Annotated in this window: 14 protein-coding genes; 10 read left to right on the top strand and 4 right to left on the bottom strand. The window is 70.6% G+C overall.

From position 1 onward, the window contains the following. Window positions 1-85: 85 nt before the first annotated feature. The gene (locus tag ACTWQR_RS15760; protein ID WP_443227675.1) at window positions 86-835 is read right to left on the bottom strand and encodes a GntR family transcriptional regulator; all 750 of its coding nucleotides are present in this window, start codon (window positions 833-835) and stop codon (window positions 86-88) included. Between the two features lie 53 nt (window positions 836-888). Then, on the bottom strand, window positions 889-2,307 hold the full coding sequence (hmgA, locus tag ACTWQR_RS15755; RefSeq protein WP_443227674.1) for a homogentisate 1,2-dioxygenase: 1,419 nt from the start codon (window positions 2,305-2,307) through the stop codon (window positions 889-891). Window positions 2,308-2,500: 193 nt separating this feature from the next. Here hmgA and ACTWQR_RS15750 point away from each other — a divergent pair, with 193 nt between their 5' ends. The 9 genes from ACTWQR_RS15750 to ACTWQR_RS15710 all read left to right on the top strand — a co-directional run bounded on the left by ACTWQR_RS15750 (window position 2,501) and on the right by ACTWQR_RS15710 (window position 14,062). After that, complete coding sequence (locus tag ACTWQR_RS15750) at window positions 2,501-3,157, top strand: nuclear transport factor 2 family protein (RefSeq protein WP_443227673.1); 657 nt, start codon at window positions 2,501-2,503, stop codon at window positions 3,155-3,157. Between the two features lie 84 nt (window positions 3,158-3,241). Beyond that, window positions 3,242-3,865 carry a TetR family transcriptional regulator gene (locus ACTWQR_RS15745; RefSeq protein ID WP_443227672.1) on the top strand — a complete coding sequence of 208 codons (624 nt, stop codon included), beginning with the start codon at window positions 3,242-3,244 and terminating at the stop codon, window positions 3,863-3,865. A 214-nt stretch (window positions 3,866-4,079) separates the two neighbouring features. Beyond that, window positions 4,080-6,335 (top strand): molybdopterin oxidoreductase family protein, encoded by a 2,256-nt coding sequence (locus tag ACTWQR_RS15740; RefSeq protein ID WP_443227671.1) that lies wholly within the window; start codon window positions 4,080-4,082, stop codon window positions 6,333-6,335. A gap of 122 nt (window positions 6,336-6,457) precedes the next feature. Then, the gene (locus ACTWQR_RS15735; RefSeq protein WP_443227670.1) at window positions 6,458-7,945 is read left to right on the top strand and encodes a CitMHS family transporter; all 1,488 of its coding nucleotides are present in this window, start codon (window positions 6,458-6,460) and stop codon (window positions 7,943-7,945) included. 46 nt (window positions 7,946-7,991) lie between these two features. Beyond that, entirely contained in the window at window positions 7,992-9,227 is a 1,236-nt protein-coding gene (locus tag ACTWQR_RS15730; protein ID WP_443227759.1) for an MFS transporter, read from the top strand. A 203-nt stretch (window positions 9,228-9,430) separates the two neighbouring features. Beyond that, window positions 9,431-10,777, top strand: coding sequence for an ABC transporter ATP-binding protein (locus tag ACTWQR_RS15725; protein WP_443227669.1), 1,347 nt, complete (start codon window positions 9,431-9,433; stop codon window positions 10,775-10,777). A gap of 234 nt (window positions 10,778-11,011) precedes the next feature. After that, window positions 11,012-11,464 carry a DUF3574 domain-containing protein gene (locus tag ACTWQR_RS15720; protein WP_443227668.1) on the top strand — a complete coding sequence of 151 codons (453 nt, stop codon included), beginning with the start codon at window positions 11,012-11,014 and terminating at the stop codon, window positions 11,462-11,464. A gap of 90 nt (window positions 11,465-11,554) precedes the next feature. Further along, a complete protein-coding gene (locus ACTWQR_RS15715; protein WP_443227667.1) occupies window positions 11,555-12,943 on the top strand; it encodes an aldehyde dehydrogenase family protein in 1,389 nt (462 codons plus the stop codon). Between the two features lie 30 nt (window positions 12,944-12,973). Continuing rightward, window positions 12,974-14,062: a Zn-dependent alcohol dehydrogenase gene (locus tag ACTWQR_RS15710; RefSeq protein WP_443227666.1), complete on the top strand. Its 1,089-nt coding sequence runs from the start codon at window positions 12,974-12,976 to the stop codon at window positions 14,060-14,062. Between the two features lie 305 nt (window positions 14,063-14,367). On the opposite strand, the gene ACTWQR_RS15705 is transcribed toward ACTWQR_RS15710, so the two are convergent. Next, the gene (locus ACTWQR_RS15705) at window positions 14,368-15,105 is read right to left on the bottom strand and encodes an ArsR/SmtB family transcription factor (RefSeq protein WP_443227665.1); all 738 of its coding nucleotides are present in this window, start codon (window positions 15,103-15,105) and stop codon (window positions 14,368-14,370) included. Between the two features lie 90 nt (window positions 15,106-15,195). Then, window positions 15,196-15,834, bottom strand: a complete 639-nt coding sequence (locus tag ACTWQR_RS15700) for a TetR/AcrR family transcriptional regulator (RefSeq protein ID WP_443227664.1) — start codon at window positions 15,832-15,834, stop codon at window positions 15,196-15,198. 114 nt (window positions 15,835-15,948) lie between these two features. On the opposite strand from ACTWQR_RS15700, the gene ACTWQR_RS15695 reads away from it, so the two are divergent. Continuing rightward, complete coding sequence (locus tag ACTWQR_RS15695) at window positions 15,949-17,106, top strand: acyl-CoA dehydrogenase family protein (RefSeq protein ID WP_443227663.1); 1,158 nt, start codon at window positions 15,949-15,951, stop codon at window positions 17,104-17,106. Window positions 17,107-17,177 lie beyond the last annotated feature (71 nt).

The following is a 17,177-nucleotide window of genomic DNA, read 5'->3' as shown; positions in this document are numbered from 1 at the left end:
CGCTCATGGGGGAGAAGCCGAGAGTGGAGGAGCGACCCGCCACGGACGGCCCGCACCTGCTCGTACCGCATTTCCCGCGGAGCGCTCAGTGGGCGTCGAGGGTGACGGTGAAGGAGAAGCGGTCGCCGCGGTACTGGATACGGGCCACGTCGAGCGCCCGGCCGTCCTCGCCGTGCACGATGCCCGTGTAGTGCAGGATCGGGCTCAGCAGCGGGACCTGGAGCAGCCGCGCGGTCTCCGGGTCCGCGAGCCGCGCCTCGACGGTGTCGGTGATCTGGCTGATCCGCGCCCCCACGACATCGCGCAGCACCTTGGTCATGGGCCAGCGGACCAGGTCCTCGGGGTCGATCAGGGCCGCCAGCTCGGGACGGACGTAGTTGCGGGCGTGGTTGGTCGGCTCGCCCGTCTCCTCGTCACTGCGCAGCCGGTGGTACGTGGCCACCTCTGCCAAGTCGGGGAAATACTCGGCGAGTTCGGCGGACACGGGCTCCTTGCCGCGGTCGAGGAGCCGCGTGGTCATGCCCGACTGCTGGGCCACGATCGCGTCCACCGAGCCGAGCAGCCGGACCGGCGTGCCCCGCGTGGCGCCCGGTTCGATGAACGTGCCACGTCTGCGATGCCGGCTGATCAGCCCCTCGTCCTCCAACTCCTTGAGCGCCTGCCGCATGGTCAGCACGCTCACCCCGTAGTGCCCGGCCAGCTGTTCCTCGGTGGGCAGCCGCAGTGGGTCCTGAGGCGCCCGCCCGAGTATCGAGGCGCGCAGCGACTGCGACACCTGATACCAGAGCGGCAGTTTGCGGTTCAGGGCGATCGAGTCCGGAGCGAAGGAGGTCACGAGGGTATCCGTACCGGTCGCGGGCGTTCAGTGCAACGGGCGGTCACCAGCGGTCACGGCCCGTCGACCGGACGGAAGTGCCGCTGTAGGCCCTGCCAGACGTCGTCGTACGCCTGCTGCAGATGCTCGGCACGGGCCGCCTGCGCGGTGGCGGTGACCGGCCAGCGCGTCTCGAACATGAAGGCCAGACCGTCGTCGACCTTCTGCGGCCGCAGCTCCGCGGCGCTCGCCCGGTCGAACGTCTCCCGGTCCGGCCCGTGCGCGGACATCATGTTGTGCAGCGAACCACCGCCGGGCACGAAGCCCCCCTCTCCGGCCGTCTTCGCGTCGTACGCGCCCTCGATGAGCCCCATGTACTCGCTCATCACGTTCCGGTGGAAGTACGGCGGCCGGAACGTGTCCTCACCCACCAGCCAGCGCGGCGCGAACACGACGAAGTCGACCCCCGCAAGGCCCGGGGTGTCGCTCGGCGAGGTCAGCACCGTGAAGATCGACGGATCCGGGTGGTCGTAGCTGATGGTGCCGATCACATTGAAACGGCGCAGATCATAGACGTACGGCACATGGTTGCCGTGCCAGGCGACCACATCCAGCGGCGAGTGGTCGTACGTCGCCGTCCAGAGGTTGCCGCAGAACTTGTTCACCACCTCGACCCGGCCCTCGACGTCCTCGTACGCGGCGACCGGCGCCTGGAAGTCCCGTGCGTTCGCGAGCCCGTTGGCACCGATCGGGCCGAGCTCGGGGAGCTGGAAGGGCGCCCCGTAGTTCTCGCACACATAACCGCGGGCCGTCGGGCTCTGGCCGACCATCGACGCGGTGTCGAGGAGCTCCACACGGAAGCGCACCCCACGAGGAATCAGTGCCACATGTCCTGGCTCCACATGCAGCAGCCCGAACTCGGTGCGCAGCAGCAGCCCGCCCCGCTCCGGCACGATCAGCAGTTCGCCGTCCGCGTCGCTGAACACCCGCTCCATCGAGGAGTTGGCGTGATACAGGTGCACGGCCATGCCGGTGCGCTGCGTCGCGTCACCGTTGCCGCCCAGCGTCCAGAGGCCCGAGACGAAGTCCGTGCCGGCCGGCGGCTCCGGCAGCGGGTCCCAGCGCAGCCGGTTCGGGTCGGACTCCGTCTCCGTGAAGGGGGCCGTACGGAGGGCGCCGTTGTCGGTGCGGCTGAACGCGGGGTGCGCGGCCGACGGGCGGATCCGGTACAGCCACGAGCGGCGGTTGTGGGCCCTCGGCTCGGTGAACGCCGTACCGCTCAGCTGCTCCGCGTACAGCCCCAGCGGGGCGCGTTGCGGAGAGTTGCGGCCGTGCGGCAGCGCGCCGGGGACCGCCTCCGAGCTGTGCTCGTTGCCGAAACCGGAGAGATACGTAAGTGCCTCGGGGGTCTTCCGCGATGCCTCGGCGGTCTTCCGCGATGCCCCGGCGGTCGTCGGCGATGTCTCGGCCGTCGTCCGCTTTTCCCCGCTCATGATCGCTCCCTCGTTCCTGATTCCTATGTATCACCGTAGGATTCAGCTTTTCCGCGCGCAAGACATACGCACGAGGAGAACCGCGGACATGCGCACGAAGGGAACCGCACGATCGCGCCAAGACGGCTGTACTGCCCAAGAACCCGACTCCTGGGGGATCCGACTGTCAGAGCGGTGCTCTAATCTCCCCGGCATGTCGTGGATGCGCGTGTTCCTCACCGCGCTCGCGGTCTGTGCTCTGCTCGCCGCTCTGCTCGTCGGAGCGGCGGGCTGCGGCTCCAACGGCGCGCAGGAGGAGGGCGACGGTGCGAAGCCGTCGCCCGTGGGCAAGGTGCTGGAGGACACGGACGAGGAGGGGCGGCACTACCGTGAGATCGACAAGAAGCACGCACCGGAGGTCGCGATCGAGATACAGCCCGACGCCCGCGACAAGGGCTGGGACGTACGGCTGACCGTCCGCGACTTCCGCTTCTCGTCGCCCGGTACCAAGAAGACGGCCGAGCCCGGCCGCGGCTATGCCTTCCTCAGGCTGGACGACCGCCCCCTCGTACAGCTCCGCGACCGGACGCACCACATCTCCGGCAAACTCGTCCCGCGCGGCACGCACCAGGTCACCGTGCGTCTGCACGCCGACGACGACACGGTGTGGGCCGTCGACGGCGAACCCGTCGGGAGCAGCGCGGACATCACCGTGTCCAAGCCCGGGCCGTCACCCACGGAGTCGATGACGACCGGGTCGACGCCCACGGTGTCCGCGATGACCGGGTCGACGCCCACTGTGTCCGCGATGACCGGGTCGACGCCCACTGTGTCCGCGATGACCGGGCCACACCCACTGTGTCCGCGATGACCGGGCCACACCCACCATGAGTGGTATGGGCACCGACACTCGTACTGGTGGGCGAGGTACACCGGACCCCGGCGGAAAGGCATCATGAAGCCCGTGCCCCAAGCGACATCGCTGCGCCGTGCGCCCGTTCAGCGCCGTAGCGCGGAACGACTGACCCGTATCCTCGACGCCTGCGCCGACCTCCTCGACGAGGTCGGCTACGACGACCTGAGCACCCGCGCGGTCGCCCTGCGCGCCGGCGTGCCCATAGGCTCCGTCTACCGCTTCTTCGGCAACAAGCGCGCCATGGCCGACGCGCTCGCCCAGCGCAACCTCGACCGCTACGCCGAGCGCGTCACCCGCCGCCTCCAGGAGACCGGCGGGGGGAGCTGGCGGGCGGCCATGGACGCCGTCCTCGACGAGTACCTCGCCATGAAGCGCACCGCGCCCGGCTTCTCCCTCGTCGACTTCGGCAACCAGATCCCCGTAGGCACCCGCAATCGCGACGCCGAACCCAACACCCGCGTCGCCGACCGCCTCACCGACATGCTCTCCGCCTTCCTGGACCGCGAACCCGACGCCGAACTCCGCCGCACGTTCCTCATCGCCGTCGAAGCCGCCGACGCCCTTGTCCAGCTGGCCTTCCGCCTCGATCCGTCGGGCGACGAGCAGGTCGTCGAGGAGACGCGGCAGCTGCTTCGCGCGTATCTGGCACGGTCGCTCGACTGACCCCATGGCCGAACCGACCCGTGACTGAACGAACCGCCCCATGGCCGAACCGGCCCGCGACTGAACGAACCGCCCCATGGCCGAACCGACCCACGGCTGACGGACCGGCGAATTTCCGACGTGACCCCCCGCGCACCCTCCCCTCCGTCCATACCGGTCGGTATGCTCGGCCTCAGTCCGCGCGTCACCGTCGCCGCCACCCTCCGGAGGGCCCGTGTCCACCACCACCGACTCCCGCACGGCCCTGCGCATCTGCCCCCTCTGCGAGGCCACCTGCGGGCTGACCCTGACCATCGAGGGCACGCGGGTCACCAGCGCCCGCGGGGACCGCGACGACGTGTTCAGCCATGGATTCATCTGCCCCAAGGGCGCCTCCTTCGGGGCGGCCGACTCCGACCCCGACCGGCTGCGTACGCCCCTGGTCCGCAAGGACGGCGAACTGCGCGAGGCCACCTGGGAAGAAGCCTTCGACGCGATCGCCGCCGGACTGCGGCCGATCGTCGAGCGGTACGGGCCGCACGCCGTCGGAGCCGTCCTCGGCAACCCGAACGTGCACACCATGGCCGGTGCCCTCTACCCGCCCGTCCTGCTCGCCGGACTCGGCACCCACAGCATCTTCACCGCGTCCACCGTCGACCAGATGCCCAAGCACGTTTCCAGCGGCCTGCTCTACGGCGACGCGCTCGCCATCCCCGTGCCCGACCTCGACCGCACCGACCACCTTCTGCTGATCGGCGCCAACCCCCTCGAATCCAACGGCAGCCTGTGCACGGCACCCGACTTCCCCGGCAAGCTCAAGGCCCTCAAGGCACGCGGCGGCACCCTCACGGTCATCGACCCGCGCCGCACCCGCACCGCCAAGCTCGCCGACCGGCACGTCGCCATCCGCCCCGGCACCGACGCACTGCTGCTCGCGGCGATGGCGTACGTGCTCTTCGAGGAGAAGCTCACCGACCTCGGCGAACTCGCCGAGCTGGTGCAGGGACTCGACGAACTCGCGGAGGCAGTACGGGACTTCACCCCCGAGGCCGCCGCCGAGGCATGCGACGTCGACGCCGCCACGATCCGGGCGCTCGCCCGTGAACTGGCCGCCGCGCCCACCGCCGCCGTCTACGGTCGCATCGGCAGCTGCACGGTCGAGCACGGCACCCTGGCCAGCTGGCTCGTCGACATCCTGAACATCCTCACCGGCAACCTCGACCGGCCCGGCGGCGCCCTCTTCCCGCAGGCCGCCACCGACAAGACGCCCCGCCCGGCCGGACCCGGCCGCGGCTTCGCGCTCGGCCGCTGGCACAGCCGCGTGAGCCGCCACCCGGAGGCCAAGGGCGAGCTGCCGATCGCCGCACTGGCGGAGGAGATCGACACCGCGACCGCCGAGGGCGAACCCGTCCGTGCCCTCATCGCCGTCGCCGCCAACCCCGTCCTCTCCACACCCGACGGCGACCGCCTCGACAAGGCCCTCGACTCGCTCGACTTCATGGTCAGTGTCGACCCGTACCTGAACGAGACCTCGCGCCACGCCCACGTCGTACTGCCGCCGCCCCCGCCCTCGCAGAGCCCGCACCACGACTTCGCCTTCAACACCCTCGCCGTACGCAACCAGGTCCGCTACACCCGCGCCGCCGTCCCGCTGGAGCCCGGCCGCATGGCGGAGACCGAGATCCTCGCCCGGCTCGTCCTCGCCGTGACCGGCATGCACGGCGCCGACCCCTCAGCGGTCGACGACATGGTCATCGGCCAGACCCTCGGCAAGGCCGTCAAGGAACCGCACTCCCCGGTCCACGGCCGCGACGCGCGCGAACTCGCCGCACAGCTCACCGGCGAGAGCGGCCCCGAGCGGCGCCTCGACCTGATGCTGCGCCTGGGCCCGTACGGCGACGGATTCGGCGTACGACGCGAAGGCCTGACCCTGGAGAAGCTGCTCGACCAGCCGCACGGCATCGACCTCGGGCCGCTCCAGCCGCGCCTGCCGCAGCCGCTCAAGACCCGCAGCGGACGTGTCGAACTGCTGCCGCAGCCGCTCGCCGACGACCTCCCGCGCCTCAGGGACGCGCTGCGCCGTCGCCCGGAGGGCCTCGTCCTCGTCGGCCGCCGACACCTCCGCTCCAACAACAGTTGGATGCACAACATCCCCGCCCTCACCGGCGGCACCAATCGCTGCACCCTGCACATCCACCCCGACGACGCCGAACGCCTCGGCGTCACCGACGGGGCACCGGTGCGTGTGAAGGGCGCCGGGGGTCAGGTCGTCGCCCCCGCGGAGGTCACCGACGCCGTACGACGCGGGGTCGTGAGCCTGCCGCACGGCTGGGGACACGACCGTCCAGGCACCTGGCTGACCCACGCCGCCGCGGACCCCGGAGTCAACGTCAACCAGCTCCTCGACGGCTCTCTGCTCGACCCGCTGTCGGGCACGGCGGTCCTCAATGGCGTACCGATCGAAATCGCGCCAACAGGCACAACGCTGTGACCAGGAGTTTTGCGCTTATTGCTCGCGCGTCAACATCTTGTTAAGACTTGCGTGGCCGCCCTAACGTCACTCGAACCGCCGGCCCTGGTGGCTGTTCAAAGGCGAACGTTAGGTATCCACTCATGCTGACCATCCTCGGCTTCGCCATGATCGCGACCTTCCTGGTCCTGATCATGATGAAGAAGATGTCGCCGATCGCGGCGCTCGTACTGATTCCGGCACTCTTCTGTGTGTTCGTCGGAAAGGGTGCGAATCTCGGCGACTACGTCATCGAGGGGGTGGGCAACCTCGCGCCCACCGCCGCGATGCTGATGTTCGCCATCGTCTACTTCGGCGTCATGATCGACGTCGGCCTCTTCGACCCGATCGTCCGGGGCATCCTGAAGTTCTGCAAGGCCGACCCGCTGCGCATCGTCGTCGGCACGGCCGTGCTCGCCGCGATCGTCTCGCTCGACGGCGACGGCTCGACCACCTTCATGATCACGGTCTCGGCGATGTACCCGCTCTACAAGCGCCTGAAGATGAGCCTCGTGGTGATGACCGGTGTCGCCGCCACCGCCAACGGCGTCATGAACACCCTCCCCTGGGGCGGCCCCACCGCCCGCGCCGCCACCGCGCTCAAGCTCGACGCCGGTGACATCTTCGTCCCGATGATCCCGGCACTCGCCGTCGGGCTGCTCTTCGTCTTCATCCTCGCCTACGTCCTCGGCCGCCGTGAGCGCAAGCGGCTCGGCGTGCTGAGCCTGGCCGAGGTGCTGGAGGAGGAGAAGAAGCAGGAGACCACCGAGAAGATCGCGGCCGAGACCGAGACCGAGACGGTGACCGAGACGGTGCTGGTCGGCGCCGGTGCCGGTGCCTCCGGCGGCTTCGGTGACGCGAAGGGCCGTACCACCAGGGCCACCGGCGGCGCGGGCTCCGGCGCGGACGCCTCCGACGACGCGGCGGACGAGGACGAGGACGACGTACGCCTCCAGGGCCTGGACCCCAACCGTCCGACGCTGCGCCCCAAGCTGTACTGGTTCAACGCGCTGCTCACGGTGACCCTCCTGACCTCCATGATCATGGAGTGGCTGCCGATCCCGGTCCTGTTCATCCTCGGCGCCGCGCTCGCGCTCACCGTCAACTTCCCGCACATGCCCGACCAGCGGGCCCGCCTCGGCGCCCACGCCGAGAACGTCCTCAACGTCTCCGGCATGGTCTTCGCCGCCGCCGTCTTCACCGGCGTCCTCCAGGGCACCGGCATGGTCGACTCGATGGCGAAATGGCTCGTCGACGGCATTCCGGAGGGGATGGGCCCGCACATGGCCATCGTCACCGGCTTCCTGAGCCTCCCGCTCACGTACTTCATGTCGAACGACGGCTTCTACTTCGGCGTCGTGCCGGTACTCGCGGAGGCGGGGGCCGCACACGGAGTCTCGCCGCTGGAGATCGCCCGCGCCTCGCTCGTCGGCCAGCCGCTGCACATGTCGAGCCCGCTGGTCCCGGCCGTATACGTCCTGGTCGGCATGGCGAAGGTGGAATTCGGCGACCACACGAAGTTCGTGGTCAAGTGGGCTGCGCTCACCTCGCTCGTGGTACTCGGCGCGGGAATTCTGTTCGGCATCATCTGAGCCTCCGCTCCTGGGAGTTCGGGTTCATCCGATGAAGGGTGTCACTGTGAGGCCCGGTGGGAACCGCGGCTGGCTGCTCCGCCTCGTCATCGCCTTCAGCTTCGCGCAGGGGGCGGTGTCGATGGCACGGCCCGCCGTCTCCTACCGGGCCCTCGCGCTGGGTGCCGACGAACGCGCGGTCGGCGTGATCGCGGGCGTGTACGCGCTGCTGCCGCTGTTCGCCGCCGTGCCGCTCGGCCGCCGGACCGACCACGGCCGGTGCGCTCCGCTGCTCCCGGCCGGCGTCGTCCTCATAGCCGGGGGCTGCGCCCTCAGCGGCACAGCGAACTCCCTCGCCGCGATGGCGGCCTGGAGCGGTGTGATGGGTCTCGGCCACCTTTCCTTCGTGATCGGCGCCCAGTCGCTCGTGGCCCGGCAGTCCGCACCGCACGAACAAGACCGCAACTTCGGCCACTTCACGATCGGCGCCTCGCTCGGCCAGCTGGTCGGACCGATCGCCGCGGGCGCTCTGATCGGCGGCCCCGACATGGCGGGCAGCAGCGCCCTCGCCCTGCTGGTCGCGGGCGCGGTCGCCGCCTTCTCGTTCGTCTCCCTGTGGCGCATCGAGCACCGTACGCCGCCCAAGTCCCGTACCGGACAGGGCGAACGCGTTCCCGTGCACCGCATCCTGCGCACCCGGGGCGTACCCGCGGGCATCTTCATCAGCCTCGCCGTGCTGTCCGCGACGGACATCCTCACCGCGTACCTGCCGGTGGTCGGCGAGCACCGGGGCATCTCGCCGGCCGTGATCGGCCTGCTGCTCAGCCTGCGCGCGGCGGCGACCATCGCGTGCCGCCTGGTGATGACGCCCATGCTGCGGGTGCTCGGCCGGGCCGCGCTGCTCACCACGACCTGTCTGCTGGCGGCCCTCCTGTGCGCCGGAATCGCGCTGCCCGTGCCGGTCTGGGCGCTCGCCGTGATACTCGCCCTGCTGGGCTTCTGCCTGGGCGTCGGCCAGCCGCTGTCCATGACCACGGTCGTCCAGGCGGCACCGGACGACGCCCGTTCCACGGCCCTCGCCCTGCGTCTGACCGGCAACCGGCTCGGCCAGGTCGCGGCGCCCGCCGCCGCGGGCCTGATCGCCGGCGTCGCGGGCGTGGCCGCGCCGTTCGTGATGCTCGGGGCGCTGCTGCTGGTCGCTTCCGGGCTCGGGCTGCGGCAGGGGCGTACGGGAGCCGCGGGGTCCGAGTCGGCGGAGCGTAAGGGGCGTACGTCATCCGCGGTGGGGCGTGAGAGACGCTGAACTGTCCGCTCTCGCACGGAGTTGGCGCGGAAGCGCGTTTGACGAGGGGAAACTCGCCGACGGTCCGGCCGATCCCGCTGGGACTCTTCCCCGGGATGTGCGCGGTCCGTTAGCTTCCGTGACTCATAGGTCTCGTACGGCCCCGCACGAGACATCCGAACGCGGAGCACCAGCGCCCAGTGAGCCCCCGGGGGTCACGTCTCATGACACGCGCCATCTCCCTGCACCAGGTCAGCAAGTCCTACACGCGTGGCGTCCGCGTGGTGGAGCGGCTGTCCCTCGACATCGCGCCCGGCGAGTTCCTGGTGCTGCTCGGGCCGTCCGGCTGCGGCAAGTCGACCGTACTGAGGATGATCGCCGGGCTGGAGGAGACCACCGAGGGAGACGTGCTGCTCGACGGCGAGTACGCCAACCATCTGCAGCCCGCCCAGCGGGACATGGCGATGGTCTTCCAGAACTTCGCGCTCTACCCGACCATGAGCAGCCGCGAGAACATCGGCTTTCCGTTGCGTATCGAGACGCCCGGTGAGGATCACAGCCCGCGCGTGGACGCCACGGCCCGGATGCTCGGCATCGAGGACCTCCTCGACCGGTTTCCCTACGAGCTCTCCGGCGGCGAACGCCAGCGTGTGGCCATGGGCAGGGCGATCGCACGGCATCCCTCCGCGTTCCTGATGGACGAGCCGCTGGCCAACCTCGACGCCAAGCTCCGCAACCATCTGCGGGCCGAAATCGCCCACCTCACCAGGGACTTGGGCGTCACCACGGTGTACGTCACCCACGACCAGACGGAGGCGATGTCACTCGGCGACCGGGTCGCCGTACTGCGCGGTGGAGTCCTTCAGCAGCTCGGCACCCCGCGCGAGGTCTACGCACTGCCGAAGAACATCTTCGTCGCCGCCTTCATCGGCACCCCGCGGATCAACCTGCTGCGCGGAGTCGTCCGCGCCCCGCTCGACGGGGCCATGTCGATCGGCCTCGGCCGCCAGGCCCTCGTTCTGCCCGAACCCCTCTGCCTGGACCACCAGTTGCTCCGGGTGCAGCAGGGTCGCGAGGTCATCGTCGGACTGCGCTCCGAGGCGATCCGCCTCGCCCGGCGGAGCGAGGCCCGACCCGGCGAGGTGGCGATCAGCGGGCTCGTCGAGCACGTGGAGTTCCAGGGGCACGAGGCCCTCGTCCACTTCAACACCGGTTCGCGGCCCGCGGTCGTACCGGACCTGGAGGCGCCGCGCCCTACGGCCCGGCCGCCCCGGCGCCGCCGTCGGGAGGGCGGTGTCCTGGATCGCCTGCGGGACCGGGCGGGCGCGCTGCGGGCCGGCCCGGTCGTGGTCCTGGAGCACCCCGGCGACGCCGAGCCGGACCGGGACGAACTGCCGCCGCCGGACGGCCGGTTGCCGGGTGACCTCATCGTCCGCACGACACCCGACCACGAACTCCGCCACGGTATGCAGATCCCTCTCCTGGTGGATCTCGCCCACCTGTTCGTCTTCGACCAGGACGGTGAACGCATCTGCCCGACCCCGGCGCGCCTGCCGGACCTGGGGGAGTGAGGCGCCAAGAGCTCCGCTGGAAGAGCGGTGATGCTGTTTCGACGTGCGGCTCCGCCGCGGGCGCGGGCCGGTGGGGGCTGGTCGCTTCCCCACTCTCGGCTGCGCTCGAGCGGGGGGACCCCCATCGCGGCGGAGCCGCAAATGTCACAGCCCCGCGCCCCTCAAAGGGTGCGGTATCGCATTAAAGGGCGCGGTATCGCACCGAACTCAACCAAGGCCGCTTAGCATCCGGTCATGATCACGCATCCCTCGCGTACCCGCCTCGCCGTCGCCACGGCTTCCGCCCTGCTGTTCGCCGGAGCTCCCGTCGCGTACGCCACTCTGACCGGTGAGAAGTCCCAGGACGCGGTCCGCGGCGCGGCGTACGTCGAGACGCGTCTCTTCTTCGGCACCGAGCGCCCCGGCGGTGGCCCGGCCGTCACCGACCGGCAGTTCATGGACTTCGTCGACCGGAAGGTCACGCCGGCCTTCCCGGACGGGCTCACCGTGCAGGACGGGCGCGGCCAGTGGCGGGACGCGTACGGCACGATCGAGCGCGAGCGGTCGTACGAGCTGATCCTGCTGTATCCCGCCGGACGGGCGGGGGCGGCCGATCCCGGGATCGAGCGGATCCGGGACGCGTACGAGAAGGAATTCGGGCAGGAGTCCGTGGCGAGGCTGGACGAGCGGATGCGCGCGGACTTCTGAGAGACCCCTGTTCCTCCTGGGTGACTGTGGCATCCCAAAACTAACACCGCTAGTTTGGGGAGTGGACGACGACGCCCCTCGGAGGAACGCATGAAGGCACACGACGGCATGTACATCGACGGCGAGTGGCGCCCCGCGGCCACTGCGGACACGATCGCCGTCGTGAACCCCGCCGACGAGCAGGTGATCGCCCACGTCCCGGCCGGCACCGCCGAGGACGTCGACGCCGCGGTACGGGCCGCCCGTACCGCCTTCCCGGGGTGGGCCGCCACGCCGCCCGCCGAGCGTGCCGCGCACCTCGCCGCGCTCCGGGACGTCCTCACGGCCCGCGCGGACGAGATCGCCGAGACCGTCACCGCCGAACTCGGCTCCCCGCTGTCGTTCTCGCAGAAGGTGCAGGTGGGGCTGCCGATCGCGGTCGCCGGCTCGTACGCCGAGCTGGCGGCGACGTACGCCTTCGAGGAGAAGGTCGGCAATTCGACCGTCTACCAGGAACCGGTCGGCGTGGTCGGCGCGATCACGCCCTGGAACTACCCGCTCCACCAGATCGTCGCCAAGGTCGCCCCGGCCCTCGCGGCCGGCTGCACGGTCGTCCTCAAGCCCGCCGAGGACACCCCGCTGACCGCACAGTCCTTCGCGGAGGCCGTGGACGAGGCGGGCATCCCGGCCGGCGTCTTCAACCTCGTCACCGGTCTCGGTCCGGTCGCGGGCCAGGCCCTCGCCTCCCACGAGGGCGTGGACCTGGTCTCCTTCACCGGCTCGACGGCCGTCGGCAGGCAGATCGGCGCGACGGCGGGCGCGGCCGTCAAGCGGGTGGCCCTCGAGCTCGGCGGCAAGTCCGCGAACGTCATCCTGCCGAGCGCCGACCTCGCCAAGGCGGTCAACGTCGGCGTGGCCAACGTGATGTCCAACTCCGGCCAGACGTGCAGCGCGTGGACCCGCATGCTGGTGCACGCGTCGCAGTACGAGGAGGCGGTCGAGCTGGCCGCGGACGCCGCCGCCAAGTACGGCGAGCGCATCGGGCCCGTCGTGAACGCCAAGCAGCAGCAGCGCGTGCGGAGTTACATCGAGACGGGTGTGGCCGAGGGGGCGCGGCTGGTCACGGGCGGGCCCGAAGTCCCCCGCGAGCAGGGGTACTTCGTCAGCCCCACCGTCCTCGCCGACGTCACCCCGGAGATGACCGTCGCGCAGGAGGAGATCTTCGGTCCGGTGCTCGCGATCCTCCGGTACGAGGACGAGGAGGACGCCCTGCGGATCGCGAACGGCACGGTGTACGGGCTCGCGGGCGCGGTCTGGGCCGGGGAGGAGTCGGAGGCCGTCGCCTTCGCGCGGCGCCTCGACACCGGGCAGGTGAACATCAACGGCGGACGCTTCAACCCCCTTGCCCCCTTCGGCGGTTACAAGCAGTCGGGTGTCGGCCGGGAGCTGGGCTCGCACGGGCTGTCGGAGTACCTCCAGACCAAGTCCCTCCAGTTCTAGGTCCCTCCAGTTCTAGGAGCGTTGTACGCCATGGCAAGTATTCGTGCCGCTGTCCTGCCCGCCGTAGGGGCTCCGCTGGAGATCACCGGGGTCGAGCTGCCGGAGCCCGGTCCTGGTCAGGTGCGGGTGCGTCTCGCCGCGGCCGGGGTCTGCCACTCCGACCTCTCCTTGTCGAACGGGACCATGCGGGTGCCGGTGCCCGCGGTGCTCGGTCACGAGGGTGCGGGGACGGTCGTCTCCGTCGGAGCGGGAGTCACGCACGTCGCGCCGGGTGACGATGTGGTCCTCAACTGGGCTCCGTCCTGCGGGAGTTGTCACGCCTGCTCGCTGGGGGAGGTGTGGTTGTGCGCCAACGCGCTGGTGGGGGCGGGGCAGGTGTACGCGCGGCGTTCCTCCGACGGGACGGAGCTGTATCCCGGGCTGAACGTGGCCGCGTTCGCGGAGGAAACAGTGGTGGCCGCCGGGTGCGTGCTTCCGGCGCCGGCCGGGATTCCGCTGACGGACGCCGCCCTGCTCGGCTGCGCGGTGCTCACCGGGTACGGGGCCGTCCACCACTCCGCTCGGGTCCGGCCCGGTGAATCCGTCGCGGTGTTCGGGGTCGGTGGGGTGGGGCTCGCCGCGATTCAGGCCGCCCGTATCGCGGGTGCCTCGACGGTCGTCGCGGTCGACGTCTCCCTTGAGAAGGAGTCACTGGCGAGGGAGGTCGGGGCGACCGAGTATGTCGTCTCGTCCGAGCACACGGCCAGGGAGATCCGGGGTCTCACCGGTAAGCAGGGCGTCGACGTGGCGGTCGAGTGCGTGGGCCGTGCCGTCACGATCCGTACCGCCTGGGAGTCCACGCGCCGTGGCGGCCGTACGACTGTCGTCGGCATCGGCGGCAAGGACCAGCAGGTCTCCTTCAACGCGCTGGAAATCTTCCACTGGGGCCGCACGCTGGCCGGCTGCGTCTACGGCAACTCCGACCCGTCGCGGGATCTGCCGGTCCTGGCCGAGCATGTGCGGGCGGGGCGGCTGGACCTGGGGGCGCTGGTGACGGAGCGGATCGCTCTGGAGGGGATCCCGGCGGCGTTCGAGAACATGGTGGCGGGGAAGGGTGGGCGGGCGGTGGTGGTCTTCTAGAAAACGTGCAGCCAGTCCAAGTTGGGACATGCGCCGAGGGGACCTGCGGATCACGGGCAACGTGACGACAGGTGCGTGAAACGGGGTTTGATGTCCATCCCGGTAACTTGTGCCATGTGCGGTAAAGCCGCCACTCCGAGTGCAGTCGACGTGGAGAAACGGCAGTTCGGGCACTGTGAGGACTGGCGCTGGCGCCTGCCGAGAGGGCCAGGGCTGATGAGTAGGCGCATGCTGCCCGCACCGTGTGGAACCTCCTCCGCACGTGGTGGCAGACGATGGCCAAGGACAACCGGACCCTCGCCGACTCAGCGCAGCGTCTCCGCCGGGATCCCCAGCAGTTCCGAAAACACCCGCTCGCCCTTGTCCGTGACCTTCACGGCCCGCTCCGAGCCGATGCGTACGCACCAGCCCGCGTCCAGGGCGTGCCGGCACAGCGCGGCGCCCGCGACACCGGCGAGATGGGGACGCCGTTCGGTCCAGTCCAGGCAGGCCCGGGCGAGCGGCCGCCGTCCGGTGCGTACGAGAGGGGCGCCCAGGTCGTCGAACCAGCGGACCCCGCCGTCCGTGAGCGCGAACCCGGTGGCCCCTTCTTCGCGCGTTCGCGCGCGCAGCAGCCCCAGCCCGGTGAGCGCGTCGGTGACGGTGATGCCGAGGCGGCCCGCCAGGTGGTCGTAACAGGTGCGGCCGCGAGCCATCGCGCTGCCCGCACTTGCCTCGCGCAGCGTCCGCGGCCGTTCGGCGGCAGCCGTCGGCGCGACCTGGGCGACGAGATCCTCGACGAGCTGGGCGACCCGTGAGTCGGCCAGCCGTACGTACCGGTGCCGCCCCTGCCGCTCCTCGGCGAGCAGCCCGCCCGCGACGAGCTTGCCCAGGTGCTCGCTCGCCGTCGACGCGGCGACCCCGGCGTACCGTGCCAGCTCCCCGGCGGTCCACGCCCGCCCGTCGAGCAGCGCCAGCAGAAACCCGGCCCGCGTCTCGTCGGCGACCAAGGAAGCGAGCCCGGCGAGGCCCGAGGCCTCGGCCCGCGCACTGGAGGACATCATGCGCCCAGCATGCGTCACGAACACTTCGGCGGGCACCGAACGATGGGGGGCCACCCGTCCCATCGGGCGGTCCGCCCGGCGAAAGGCCCGTTAAGCGCCTCTCAGCCCCTCGTACTGCTGCGCCAGCCCGTCCAGCAGCGCCGTGAGCCCTGTCTCGAAGGCCCGTTCGTCGATCTTCTCCTGTTGCTCGGCGAGGAGATGGGCCTGCCCGAGGTGCGGATAGTCGGCGGGATCGTACGCCGCCTCGTCGTCCACGAACCCTCCGGCGAACGACCCCAGCGCGGACCCCATCACGAAGTACCGCATCAGCGCGCCGATGGACGTGGCCTGGGCCGCCGGCCAACCCGCGTCGACCATCGCGCCGAAGACGGCGTCGGCGAGCCGCAGTCCCGCGGGCCGGCGGCCGGGGCCGCGGGCGAGGACCGGGACGATGTTCGGGTGGTCGCGGAGGGCGGCCCGGTAGGAGACGGCCCAGTCGTGCAGCGCGGTGCGCCAGTCCCGGCCGTCCTCGAACATCGACAGATCGACCTGGGCGCTCACGGAGTCCGCGACCGCCTCCAGAATCTGGTCCTTCGTACTGAAGTGGTTGTAGAGGGACGGACCGCTCACTCCCAGTTCGGCGGCGAGCCTGCGCGTCGAGACCGCGGCCAGACCCTCGGTGTCCACCAGAATCCGTGCCGTTTCGACGATGCGGCCGGTGCTGAGGAGGGGCTTGCGCGGTCGGGCCATGGCGCACATAGTAGGGCTGCGGCTGTAAACTAGCAGTGCTAATTTAAGTGTGCGGTTTCCGGGAGACGGCCTTCCCCGGACGGCTTTCGACGTGAGATGTGGGGGTTTCGTGTCATGAACCTGGGGCTGAGCGAGGAGCAGGCCGCCGTGCGGCAGCTCGCCGAGGACTTCGTCGCACGCGAGATCACCCCGCACGTCGTCGAGTGGGACCGAGCCGAAGAAGTCGACCGCTCCCTCGTCAAGAAACTCGGCGACGTCGGCTTCCTCGGACTGACCGTCGACGAGGAGTACGGCGGAAGCGGCGGCGACCACCTCGCCTACTGCCTGGTGACCGAGGAACTGGGCAGGGGTGACTCCTCGGTCCGGGGCATCGTCTCCGTCTCCTTGGGGCTCGTCGCCAAGACCATCGCGTCCTGGGGGAGCGAGGAGCAGAAGCGGCGCTGGCTGCCGGGGCTCACCTCCGGCGCGTACGTCGGCTGCTTCGGCCTCACCGAACCGGGCACCGGGTCGGACGCGGGCAACCTGTCGACAAAGGCCCTGCGCGACGCTGACGGCGACGACTACGTCATCAACGGCACCAAGACCTTCATCACGAACGGCACCTGGGCCGACGTCGTGCTGCTCTTCGCCCGCTCGACCGACGCCCCCGGTCACAAGGGCGTCTCCGCCTTCCTCGTGCCGACCGACACCCCGGGCCTGACCCGCCGCACCATCCACGGCAAGCTCGGCCTGCGCGGCCAGGCCACCGCCGAACTGGTCCTGGAGGACGTCCGCGTGCCCGCCTCGGCGATGCTCGGCCCCGAGGGCAAGGGCTTCGCCGTCGCCATGTCCGCGCTCGCCAAGGGCCGGATGTCCGTGGCCGCGGGCTGCGTCGGCATCGCCCAGGCCGCGCTGGACGCCGCCGTGAAGTACGCGACCGAGCGCGAGCAGTTCGGGAAGACCATCGCCCACCATCAGCTCGTACAGGAACTGATCAGCGACATCGCCGTGGACGTCGACGCCGCCCGGCTGCTCACCTGGCGCGTCGCCGACCTCATCGACCGTGGCGAACCCTTCGCAACCGAGTCCTCCAAGGCCAAGCTCTTCGCCTCGGAGGCCGCCGTGCGTGCCGCGAACAACGCCCTGCAGGTCTTCGGCGGCTACGGCTACATCGACGAGTACCCGGCCGGAAAGCTGCTGCGCGACGCCCGCGTCATGACCCTCTACGAGGGCACCAGCCAGATACAGAAGCTGGTCATCGGGCGTGCGGTGACGGGGGTTTCGGCTTTCTGAACGGTGATGGAGTCCCGCCTGCTGAGTACGCGGCTGAGTATCCGTGCGGATGTGGCTTCGGCCAACTCCGC

The organism is Streptomyces sp. 2A115, assembly GCF_052245575.1.
In the GTDB taxonomy this organism is placed as follows: Bacteria; Actinomycetota; Actinomycetes; order Streptomycetales; family Streptomycetaceae; genus Streptomyces.
This window is presented reverse-complemented; position numbering and strand designations above follow the sequence as displayed.

Coding starts and splice junctions, on each gene's coding strand:
- hmgA (WP_443227674.1), bottom strand. CDS start 2,307: ATGAGCGGGGAAAAGCGGACGACGGCCGAGACATCGCCGACGACCGCC.
- ACTWQR_RS15750 (WP_443227673.1), top strand. CDS start 2,501: ATGTCGTGGATGCGCGTGTTCCTCACCGCGCTCGCGGTCTGTGCTCTG.
- ACTWQR_RS15700 (WP_443227664.1), bottom strand. CDS start 15,834: ATGGCCCGACCGCGCAAGCCCCTCCTCAGCACCGGCCGCATCGTCGAA.
- ACTWQR_RS15695 (WP_443227663.1), top strand. CDS start 15,949: ATGAACCTGGGGCTGAGCGAGGAGCAGGCCGCCGTGCGGCAGCTCGCC.
- ACTWQR_RS15745 (WP_443227672.1), top strand. CDS start 3,242: ATGAAGCCCGTGCCCCAAGCGACATCGCTGCGCCGTGCGCCCGTTCAG.
- ACTWQR_RS15720 (WP_443227668.1), top strand. CDS start 11,012: ATGATCACGCATCCCTCGCGTACCCGCCTCGCCGTCGCCACGGCTTCC.
- ACTWQR_RS15725 (WP_443227669.1), top strand. CDS start 9,431: ATGACACGCGCCATCTCCCTGCACCAGGTCAGCAAGTCCTACACGCGT.
- ACTWQR_RS15705 (WP_443227665.1), bottom strand. CDS start 15,105: ATGATGTCCTCCAGTGCGCGGGCCGAGGCCTCGGGCCTCGCCGGGCTC.
- ACTWQR_RS15735 (WP_443227670.1), top strand. CDS start 6,458: ATGCTGACCATCCTCGGCTTCGCCATGATCGCGACCTTCCTGGTCCTG.
- ACTWQR_RS15715 (WP_443227667.1), top strand. CDS start 11,555: ATGAAGGCACACGACGGCATGTACATCGACGGCGAGTGGCGCCCCGCG.
- ACTWQR_RS15710 (WP_443227666.1), top strand. CDS start 12,974: ATGGCAAGTATTCGTGCCGCTGTCCTGCCCGCCGTAGGGGCTCCGCTG.